The sequence below is a fragment of the Kitasatospora nipponensis genome (assembly GCF_039528135.1).
GTDB classification, from domain to species: Bacteria; Actinomycetota; Actinomycetes; order Streptomycetales; family Streptomycetaceae; genus Kitasatospora; species Kitasatospora nipponensis.
Genome location: NZ_BAAALF010000001.1, coordinates 176,727 through 186,620, shown reverse-complemented (window position 1 = coordinate 186,620; position 9,894 = coordinate 176,727). Strand labels below are relative to the sequence as shown.

The 9,894-nt window shown below is 70.9% G+C and carries 10 protein-coding genes; all 10 read right to left on the bottom strand.

Annotated features, from left to right (window positions below):
* On the bottom strand, positions 1 to 1,015 hold a 1,015-nt coding region (locus ABD323_RS00765; RefSeq protein ID WP_344437740.1), incomplete at its 3' end, for a GAF domain-containing protein.
* Between the two features lie 80 nt (positions 1,016 to 1,095).
* Positions 1,096 to 1,656, bottom strand: a complete 561-nt coding sequence (locus ABD323_RS00760; protein ID WP_344437738.1) for an RNA polymerase sigma factor — start codon at positions 1,654 to 1,656, stop codon at positions 1,096 to 1,098.
* Positions 1,657 to 2,675: 1,019 nt separating this feature from the next.
* Complete coding sequence (locus ABD323_RS00755; RefSeq protein ID WP_344437736.1) at positions 2,676 to 4,709, bottom strand: hypothetical protein; 2,034 nt, start codon at positions 4,707 to 4,709, stop codon at positions 2,676 to 2,678.
* Positions 4,710 to 5,116: 407 nt separating this feature from the next.
* A complete protein-coding gene (locus tag ABD323_RS00750) occupies positions 5,117 to 6,118 on the bottom strand; it encodes a hypothetical protein (protein WP_344437734.1) in 1,002 nt (333 codons plus the stop codon).
* A 79-nt stretch (positions 6,119 to 6,197) separates the two neighbouring features.
* Entirely contained in the window at positions 6,198 to 7,040 is an 843-nt protein-coding gene (locus ABD323_RS00745) for a hypothetical protein (protein WP_344437732.1), read from the bottom strand.
* A 124-nt stretch (positions 7,041 to 7,164) separates the two neighbouring features.
* On the bottom strand, positions 7,165 to 7,455 hold the full coding sequence (locus ABD323_RS00740; RefSeq protein WP_344437730.1) for a hypothetical protein: 291 nt from the start codon (positions 7,453 to 7,455) through the stop codon (positions 7,165 to 7,167).
* Positions 7,456 to 7,530: 75 nt separating this feature from the next.
* Positions 7,531 to 8,025, bottom strand: a complete 495-nt coding sequence (locus tag ABD323_RS00735) for a hypothetical protein (RefSeq protein ID WP_344437728.1) — start codon at positions 8,023 to 8,025, stop codon at positions 7,531 to 7,533.
* 74 nt (positions 8,026 to 8,099) lie between these two features.
* Positions 8,100 to 8,582, bottom strand: a complete 483-nt coding sequence (locus ABD323_RS00730; protein WP_344437726.1) for a hypothetical protein — start codon at positions 8,580 to 8,582, stop codon at positions 8,100 to 8,102.
* 98 nt (positions 8,583 to 8,680) lie between these two features.
* Positions 8,681 to 8,854, bottom strand: coding sequence for an SPDY domain-containing protein (locus ABD323_RS45880; protein ID WP_425555816.1), 174 nt, complete (start codon positions 8,852 to 8,854; stop codon positions 8,681 to 8,683).
* The gene (locus tag ABD323_RS00725; RefSeq protein ID WP_344437724.1) at positions 8,779 to 9,555 is read right to left on the bottom strand and encodes an SPDY domain-containing protein; all 777 of its coding nucleotides are present in this window, start codon (positions 9,553 to 9,555) and stop codon (positions 8,779 to 8,781) included. Before ABD323_RS00725 ends, ABD323_RS45880 begins: the two co-directional genes overlap by 76 nt.
* Positions 9,556 to 9,894: the final 339 nt, after the last annotated feature.

The window sequence follows — 9,894 nt, the reverse complement described above, 5'->3', positions numbered from 1 at the left end:
CGCCGCCGACCTCGGCCCGCCGGTCGCCCGGCATGTAGCGGTGGGCGATCTGCACCCCGGGGATCCGCGGCGGCCGGGTCGGGATCATCGAGCGCTGCAGGGTGGTGGCGACCTTGGACTCGGCCCGGTGAAGCCGCGCGTTGTCCAGCGACAGCGCCGCCCAGGCGGCGAGTTCTTCTAGTTCGGCCACATCGTCGCCCTCGAACGGCGGCCGATCGGGCAGCCGCAGCAGCTTGAGGATGCCCAGCACGGTGCCGCGTACGGAGAGCGGCAGCACCAACATGGACCGCCCTGCGACCACCGGGACCAGCTCCGGCCCGCCGATCGAGATGGCATACTCCACCGCCACGTCCGGGCTGATTGTCGGGACCAGGACCGGCTTGTTCTCCTGCAAGGCCAGGCCCGGCGGGGTGGAGGCGGGCATGGTGAGCAGCGCGCCCTCATCCAGGACGTGGTCCCACTGGCCGGAGGCCGGGTTGAAGGCGCGAGCGACCCGGCGCAGCTCGGTGCGGTTGTCCGGCAGCTCGCCGGGCAGCGCGGCATCGGAGATCAGCCTGTCCAGCAGGTCGACGCAGGCGAAGTCGGCCACATGACGGACCAGGACCTCGCACAGCTCCACCGCGATGGAGTGCAGGTCGAAGGAGGCACGGGACCTGCGCCGGAAGGCGCTCAGCACGTGCGGCGCACCGTGGGCGGCCGGCAGCTGCTGCCAGTCGCTGGCAGGGGTGTGCCCGAGATTGGATGCCGCAGACGGGCGGAATGTCCTCGATGGAGTGGCGGGAAAGCGCAGGTATCCGTCGTCTCGCACCAAGGGCCACCGCTCGGACAGGCCTTCGGCTGTGCCGCCTCCGACCCTGGCCGGTGCCAGGCGCCTGCGGCTGGCCGGGACTTCCGCGTCGGGGCGATCGGCCGCCTCGACAGCGGCGATGCGGGCCTTGATCGCGGCGAGAGATGCCTCGACGTCGATGGAGGGGCCCAGCGCGTCGTAGATGGCGTCCTCAGTCGCCCGCAGCATGCCCGTAACCGGTTCGTGCGCCGGATCGGCATGAACCTCGTCGTGAGTGTCGGCTGGGAGAATGCCGCGTCCAGGGTCGGTCACGATTCCCTCCATTCCCCGTCTTCCAGGACTTCCATCCTGACCAGGTCCACCCATACCGGCCGCAGATCCCGCCGGGCAAGGGTGATGTGGCTGCGAACTGCGGATTCGGTGAGCCCCAGTTGACCAGCGATCTCGCGGATACTGAAACCCCCCAGGCAATGGAACACCAAGCAGCGTCGGCGTTGCGGTGGAAGATACCGGACCTCCTTGCACACGGTACGGAAGGCCTCCTTGAGGACGAAGCTGGTCGCGTGATCGGGGCCCAGGGCTGCGGCGTCCAACCCTTCCCACCCTTCCACTACAGCGGTCCGCGCCGGTCCGATCTGGGCGAGAGCATCATGGACAACCACTCTCGCCAACCAGGCATTCCAGTTGGCGACAGGCTCCTGCCCCGTGCTGGTCATCCGTTGCCAGCACTTGACGAAGCTCTCCTGGACGGCGTCCTGGGCCGACGCCACCTGTCCCCCTGTCACCAGGACGGCCTTGGCCAGTAGACGCCGATACGTCGTTCGGCAGAGCCGGTCGAAGACCGCCTCTGCTTCCTCCTTCGCAGTCACCCGTCCTCACCGTTGTCGCGCACGTCCACCACCCATGAGACCTCGCCCCGATCTCGGGCTTCTACCCGTCCACCGCCGATCGGCATCTCCCGCATGACCGAGGTGATTGCCTGGCTGCGTCCCCTTTCACGCATCCGGTACGCCAGTGCCCGGACGACCGCACCGGCCCCCGAGCCCCCGATGCTGACAGCCACCCAGTCCCACCACGTCGACACAGTCTCTCCCTCCGGCACCCCTCGTTGGAAGAGGTTCCGTCAGATAGAGGGCAGCGAACCGAAAAACGCTTAACCGTCGATGGCGGCGAGCCCGCAGCGGGCGCCCCGGGTACGACACAAGACGTTAAGTGTTCTATTTTTTCGCAGGGTTGACGTACCGCCAGCTGTCTGACGACGCAGGCCGGTGCCCGAGGGTGAAGGATGACGAGCACGAGTGTTCGCGTCGGACGCGCGAGCCAGCGAGCATCGTGCGCTCGGCTCGCGCGCTACCCCTCCTCACCGCTGGTCGAGCCACCACGCCAATACCTCGTATCTGCAGGACCCCCAACGGTCGGCGCGCTGGTTATGCCGCCCGCGGGCGGGGCACCCAGGCCGGGCGCCCGGGGACGGCGGGCAGCCGGATGTTGTCCAGCGGGTCGAGCGCCCGCCCAGCCCGGCCTTCGCATCGAAGCACCGCCTCAGTGCTGAGCCTGTCAGGCAGCCTGACGAGCGCAACGTGCGTCCAGCGTTCCCGCCGGTCGGGGACCTCCCGGAAGTGCTCCCGGAGGCGGGCCGCGAGGGCGGCGGTGGCGCGGCGGACACTACCGACGTAGTTGGCTACCGCTCCATCCCCACAAGGCACGTACACGCCGGTGCGTACGTCAGACCAGCAGCTGCCGCCGAGGACTTCACTGACCGGCACGATGAGTGGCTGTGACCATCCTCGGACGACACCCACCACCGCACGGTCGTCGCCCGGTGCCTCGATGCCCATCAGCGCGTCCAGGTGGTCGGCGACATCACGGGTCAGACGAACGGGCGGCCTCACCCGGCAACCTCGGAGGTCGGCCCGCTGCCGTTGAGCTTCTTGTGCAGAAGACTCCAGCCATGGAGATCGTCGGCCACCTGCCGAAGGCGGTACACGATGCCACTCTCAGGCGCGGTGGTGGCCAATGGGTCCATCCATCCGTGTTCGTCCACGTGAGGTTCGGGTGCGATGGAGTCCTTCCGGCCGCGCATGACGCGGACGGTCTCCTCGACGGATCCGACCACGCTCCGCAGGTCGTCCGTGTCTTCCCGGACCTGGACCGCTGCCGCCTTGGGCTGCTCGCCCTTCCCGTTGCCTTCGCCCAGCTTGCTGCTGTTCATTGCGAGCGCCAGGTCGCGCAGCTCCGCCGGGGTCATGCGGCCGCTTTCATCGGCAGGGCTTGGTGTGTCCACCGCCAGCTGGCCCTTCTCCACCAGACGGATGTGGTACTGCCTGCGGCCATCGAAGATGGCCTGCGCCAGCTGCTCCAGCCCTTCCTTGGTCTTGGCGAGCTTGCGCAACAACTCGCCCGGCTCCTGGGCCTTACCCTTGACGGCACCGTACGCGCTGCGCTCCAGGAAGGTGCTCTCCCCGACTCCGCACGTGAGGTAGAAGCCAGCCCGCATGAGGATCTGCTTCGTGGCCGAGCCCACCATGGCGGGCTCGCCCTCCGACTTCGTTGTCCCTGCCTTGTCCAGCTCGCACCGGGCGTCCGCGAGAATGTCTGCAATCGGGCGGGTGTCCACCACAATGCCTCGAAGGTCCCCCAAGCGCAGCACACGTTCCAAGGCAGACCGGCGGCCGTCGCGCGGATACTTCGCCGGGATGGCTCGAGCGATCACGTGAGCGGCGACCATGGAGCGGGCTTCCTTGCGCTCCGTACCCATGACGCCGCGGGTCCGGAGGGCGGTCGTGATCGCCCGGTTCTGCGCGGTGTCCGTGGCGGGCAGAAGAGTCGCTGCCGCAAGCACGGCGATGTCATCGGGATAGAGCGTTACGCCGTCCACCGCCTTGGCCGGGGCGTCCAGCCACAGTCGAACCTGAGCCTGGTTGGCGTCGGGCGGGGCCACCAGCCGTTCCTTCTGCTCCAGCGCTTCCAGTACGGCCTCGGCCCTGGTCTGCCACTGCGTATCGGACGAGAAAGGCGTCGGGCGGTCGAGGTGCTGCTGGGCAACGATTCGGCGCCGGGCCTCCGCCATGGGCGCGCCTTCGACCGCCAGCACCATCTTGGTGGAGGGCATGACTGCCCGGATCAACATGCTGCGTTCTGCGGCGGTGACAGGCGTCCCGTTGGTGACCTTGCCAGCCACCGAAAGCAGACGGGCGCGGCGCGCCTGCATAGGGTGGGCGTTGAACTCCTGGCGCGTGGTGGGGATGTCCCACAGCTGATCAAGGAGACCACGCAGCTCAATGTTCTCGGACTGCTGCACGAAGTAGGTGCGGCCGTAGCAGTCAGCGGTCTCCCAGCCGCCGAGCAGGTGCTTGTCGGTGAGGTCGACCAGGAGCGGGAACAGGATGCCGCCGACTCGTACGCCGTTCTCCGCGATGTCGGCGCCGTACTTGTTGTTCGCGTCGATCACGGCGTCGATCTCGCCGATCCCCGCCTCCAACTGGGCCAGACCGGCCTGGTGGTCGCCGTAGTGCCGAAGGTCGAGGACGCAAGCCGCGTTCCGGTTAGCCGTGCCGTAGCGCGGCAGCGAGAACGTCCCCTCGTATCGCTTGTCGGACATCCGGACATTCTCGGCGGCCCTGAGCAGCGGTGCGATGAGGGTGTCCGTCTGCACGGTCACGCCGGTCACGCCAACGGCCAGTACCTCGCGGCGGGGGCGCTTGAGCTGGTCGAGCATGTGCTGCGGGTCGGCGGCCAGCCAGGCCGTGTTCGATGCAACCTCCTTCGGCAGGCCGATCGCAATGAGCGCCACACGGATCGCCTGGTGTTGACGCCAGGTCAGATTGGCGATCTGCTCCGCTCGGGCCTTCAATTCGGGATCATGACCGTTGACAGCCGGGTCCGGATGGTCGTCCGCCGAGAGGGATGCGCTGCTGTCCATCTGTGCTCTCCCGTGGTAGCGGCGTGCAGAAGTCCAGCACGCCGATGAGGCGTGCGATCAACGCACGGGCAGAGACACGAGATCCAAACCCAGGCGTTCCCGGCCGTGCGGCCCGAGATCTGCTCGGAGCCCACCGGACGGAGCGCGCTCGAAATGACGCGGAGGTTAGGCAGCCACGGCAGTGCCGCGCTGGTCTCGCTGTCCGTAAATGGCCTTCACGGACAGCGCCTTCGGTCTTCCCGGCGAACTATCGCCACACGGGAGCCGACCGTAGCGGTCACCACCGACAAGTGCCGGCGATTCGTCAAACCACAGGTCAACCGGTCGTCGGCGTGCCAACGTCGCTCTGGATTCAGCGGGTAAGGGCCGCCCCCAGGAGGCCAACCCTGAGGCGGCCTCAGCGGGACTCAGCCTCCGGCTGGCGCGGTGACGGCGGCCTGGTAGCGGCGAGGCTTTGCGCTGGTCATGACCGCCTCGCCTCGGGCGACCATGGTGTCCAGGGCGTTGGCGGTCGCTCCCGAGGAGCGGCCGAGTGCCTGGGAGAGCTTGGTCGGCGTCCAGTCGTGCTCGGGGTTGGCACGCAGGTGAGCGAGCACCATCTGGTGCAACTGGCCGGGCGCCAGCCTGGGGCCGGCACCGGTGACGGCGGCGGGGCGCTTTCGGGCCGGGCGCCGCATCGTGTAGCCGCAGGTCGGGCAGCAGCAGACGTGCTCGACGGTGTCAGCGGGCCTCGTGGTGGCTGCTACAGCTTCAGTGTTGGCGGATGGGGCGTCACCAGGTCCCCCCTCCGCAGCGCCAGCCCCGGCTGACAGGCCCTCGGCTGCACCGGCCAGATGACGCTCCAGCGCGGTGAGGGCAGTAGCCGGCTCGGCTCCACCACCCCCGGCCGGGTCGGCCTCGTCACTGCCGGCGCCAGGCATGCAGTCGTTCCTCAAAGCCTCCTGCTCCTCGATCGGGGACGAGGTCGGTTCCACACTGTCGGCCGCCTGCAGTCCATCGTCCAGGGGGCCACCCTGCTGGCCGTCGCCCTCGACGTTGCCGAGGTGCGTCGAGTGCTGGGCGTCACAGGGCAGATCGGTCTCCTCGATGGAGGGCAGGGCCGCCTCGGCGTGCGCGCCAGCCTGGCCGGCGTTCGAATTGTCACCGGGGGTGGCGGGGCTCCAGAGGTCGGGGAGGCGGCGGGTGCGGTCGTTGCCGCCGGGGGTGCGGCGGGCGAGGCCGCGCTGTTCGAGGGCGACGAGGGCCTTGCGTGCGGCGGAGGGACTCACATGGGCGGCCAGGGCCAGGGCGGCGGCGCTGATGCCGTCCTGGCCGCAGAGTTCGGTGTAGACGGCGGCGGTGGTGCCGGTCAGCGCGGTGACCGGCTCGGTGGTCTGGGTAGGGACGGTGGTGGTGATGGTCGAGGACATGGTCGGTCTCCTTGGAATGAGGTGGATCGGTCGGGGTTCCGGGGCCGCCGGCGGGCGGCCCCGGGAGAGACGTCGGGGGTCAGCGGCCGCCGCAGCCCGCGTGGCCGCAGCCACCGCAGAACCCGCCGGTGGCGCACGGGCACGAGCAGGTACCCGCGCGGGCGCGCTGGCGGGGGACGCGCTCGGAGCTGCCGGCGGCGACCGCCGGGCGAGCCGGGGCGGGGCGGACCGCCGTCAGGAGGAGGTCGGCCAGTTCGGTGCGGGTGGTGTTACGGGTGGCCAGGGCCAAGGTGGGTCCGAGGCCGGGGGCGAGAGCGCCGGGAGTGGGGAGTCCCAGTACGCGGGCCAGGCGCAGCGTCAGTTCGCACTCCAGGAGCAGGCCGTAGCCGTCGGGCAGGAGGTTGGCAGCGTCCCGGGCCGTGGTGGCGAGGAGTTGGGTCAACGTCCGGGGGCGAATGGTGGTGCGCAGCTGGGCGGCCGTACGGCGGGCGGTGGTGTGGAGGAGGTGGGCGAGGTGGGTGGTGTCCGGCGTGGGAACCGGGGTTCGGGTGGGCACGGGGTGATCCGGGGTGGGGATGGGGGTAGCGGGCAGGTGGGCGGTGGCGGTCAGCAGCGCGGTGCGGCGGATCGGGCGGGGCCAGGCGCGGTCGCGGTTGTCGAGGGCCTGGGCGAGGTTGGGGGTGAGCAGGCCGCGGGGCTCGAGGTGGGCGGCGTCCGCGAGTCGGTAGGCGGCCTCGCGGCGGGCGAGGTCGGCGTGGCCGGGCGCCACGGGGCCGGGCGGGGTGGTCTGGTGGATGGCGGTGTGGGCGGCGGCGAGGCGGTCGCTGGTGGTGAGGGCGGCGGCGGTCGCGGTGGCGAGGATGGTCGCGGCGAGAGCGCGAGGGGTGATCGGCTGCCCGGAGGGGCGCTGCGGGGTGCGCATGGTGGTTCTCCCGGTGGTGTGTCGGGTGCGGTCTCGGGGTGAGTGGGCCGGGGTGTGGGGTGCCCCGGCCCAGTTCGGTTCCGTGCGGCGGACATTGGCGGTCAGCCGTGCGGAGGTGGTCTGGTCAGGCGGCGCCGGGCCGGCAGTCGTCGGGGTCGCGGTGGAGCTCGACCCAGGCCTCGGCCGGGAGGTAGCCGATCTGGCCGCCGTCGCCGATCCACACCGCGCCGCGCTGCTCACGCTGCGGGGTCTCGGTGTGGTCGGGGGTGGGCGGGATGTGGGGCGTGGCGGTGATGGCGCCGACGTAGTGCTCGAAGGGCCACTCGGGGGACAGCGCCAGGCGCACCGGAGCGAGCGGGTCGTGGGCGGTGAGGGTGGTGATGAGGTCGGCGACGGTCAGGTGGCGGTCGTTCATGGCGGGTTGTGCCTTTCTCTGCGCCGCCCGCCGGCGGTGCGGCCGGGCGGCGGGTGGGTGGGTCGGATTCCCTGGTCAGCTGGTGTACGGGCAGCCGCCGCAGTGGCCCGGGTCGGTGAGGAAGACCGAGGCGCGGGACGCGGCGCGCAGGACCTCCGGCAGGGAACCGTCGTCGGAGGTCCGCGGAACCCACTCGGCGGCGGCGAGGTCGGCCAGGGTCCGGATCTCGCGGTACGCCGCCTCACCTCGGCAGCCGGGGCACTGGCCCAGGAGGCGGAACGGCTCGTCGTCGTAGCGGGGGTCGATCAGGGAGAACCGGTAGACGGCCGCCGGGTCGGCGGGGTCGGTGACGGTGAGGATCAGCGCGTCGTGCTTGCGGGTGGCCCGCAACTCGTCGTCGGTGGTGATGACGTCCGTGGGCGCAATGCCGAGCAGGGCGGCCAGCCGCAGGTGGGCCAGGGCCTGCTCCCTGACGCGCCAGCGCGGGTCGGGGTCCTGGGCGACGATCGCGCGCAAGTGGTCGGCGGCCTGCCGGGCCCGGGTGGCGATCGGAGCGGGATGGGCGGTCATGGTGCTGGGTTCCCTTCGGGGCTGGGGTGGCCGGGCCGGTGCCCGGCCACCTGGTTGTTCGGGCTGGGGTTGGGTCAGAGCTCGGTCAGCGCCGCCGTGGCGGGCAGCGGGGCGTTCGGGTCGGTACTCCAGGGCAGGAGGTGGCTCGCCCAGTCGGCCTGGGTGCACTTCCTCCAGTCGGTGCGGATGACCTGCAGGCCCTCGTGGCGCAGGAGGTAGATCCACTCGTGCCACAGCGGGTCCACGGTGTCCTGGGTGATCAGGCAGGCATCCTCGCTCCGAGTCCCGTGACAGAAGCACCGGTTGTGGCCGGCGTCCTGGTCCACGCCAGGTCCGATCGAGCCCGGCATCGCGCGGAAGTCGGTGCCCAGGCGCTCCCAGCCGGCGGGGTGGTCGTCGAGGTAGAACCGGGCGGCGGCCTGGATGTCGCCGCCGAAGTGACCGCGCACGGCGGTCAACAGGGCCGGGATCCGGTGGGTGGGGGCGCCTTCGCGGTGGACGTAGCGTCCGGCGAAACCGCTGGGCGTGGGCCGGGCAATGATCGAACGGGTGCTCACGGCAGGGCCTCCAGCTTTCGAGTCGAGTCGGCGGGATGGGATGCTGGGCAGCGGTGCCGCCCCCGATTGGCGCGGGGACGGCACCACCCGACCCGGCGTCAGCCGCGGATGACCGTGGCGCGGCAGGCCCACGGGATCTGGTGCTCCTCGCGCACCAGCGGGTCCGGGTCGGTCAGCGCCCGGCAGAACGCGGCGATCAGGCCGGTCGGGGTGCCCGTGCTGAAGACCGCGTCCCACAGCGGGCGGCGGTAGGGCGCCGGGGCACCCCAGATCGTCCAGCGGGGCTCTCCCTGCACGACTCGCTCGCGGCGCTGCCCCGCGCGTTGATCCGCACCTCCACGCCGGCCCGGCCGTCCGGTGCCGTCCACCGCTCCAGGCTCCGACCCCGTCCGGTACTCGGGTCCCGGTCCCACCCGGCCAGCTGGAGGACCGTCAGCACCTTCTCGACGCCGTCGCGGTGGCCGCTGTCGGGCTGGGCGAAGGTCGGGTCGTCCGAGCGGTATCCCTCGGCCCAGTCGGTGGTGAAGGCGGCGATGAACTCGTAGGGCACCTCGTCCGAGAACGCGGCCAGCCAGGTGCGCGGCCCGTGGTGGTGCGGGCGCGCCCATGCCTTCCACAGCCCGACCGGCTCCGGGTGGTCCTCCGGCAGGAACCCGAGGTAGGCGCGCCCGCAGGGGCTGGTGAGGTGGTGGTTGGCGAGCTCGTCGCTCCAAGCGTGCCAACCGGCTCCACCGGTCAGCGGGTCCATCGCGGCGTCCGAGTTGTAGCCGGCGCCGGCCAGGTAGCGCGGACTGACCCGCACCTCCTGCCACTCCGGCCGGGCGACCGGGCCCACCGGCGGGACGGGCGCCGGGGTCACAGTGGGGGCGGGGTTCGGCGCGGCCGTGGCCCCCGGGGCGGGCGGGGCCACGGCTGCCGGGCCTTGGTCGTGCAGCTGGGCGGCGACCATACTCGCGGAGTCACTGATTGCCATTCCTAATTTCCTTTCCCTTGCCGCGATTCGGGCAGAGTTCACCCGTCACGCGAATTCACGGAGTGGTTTCGGCGGGAATCCCGCCGCCCGGTTTTTCCGGGCCATTTACAAGTTAGCTCGACCCGGGGGTGATGTGAAGCGACATTCAGGGCTTGGAAATGCTGGAATTCCCGGGATTTGACGACGCCTTGTGTCGTGCAATCGTGAATGCTCGACGCGTTCGGTCGTTGTCGGCGGATGGAACGACCGATTCGCAGGACACGCCCCGCCGACACGGCCGGACACATCACCCGCGCGGGTGAACCTGCCGGGGCAGCGCCGGCTACCCGTCGCACCCCG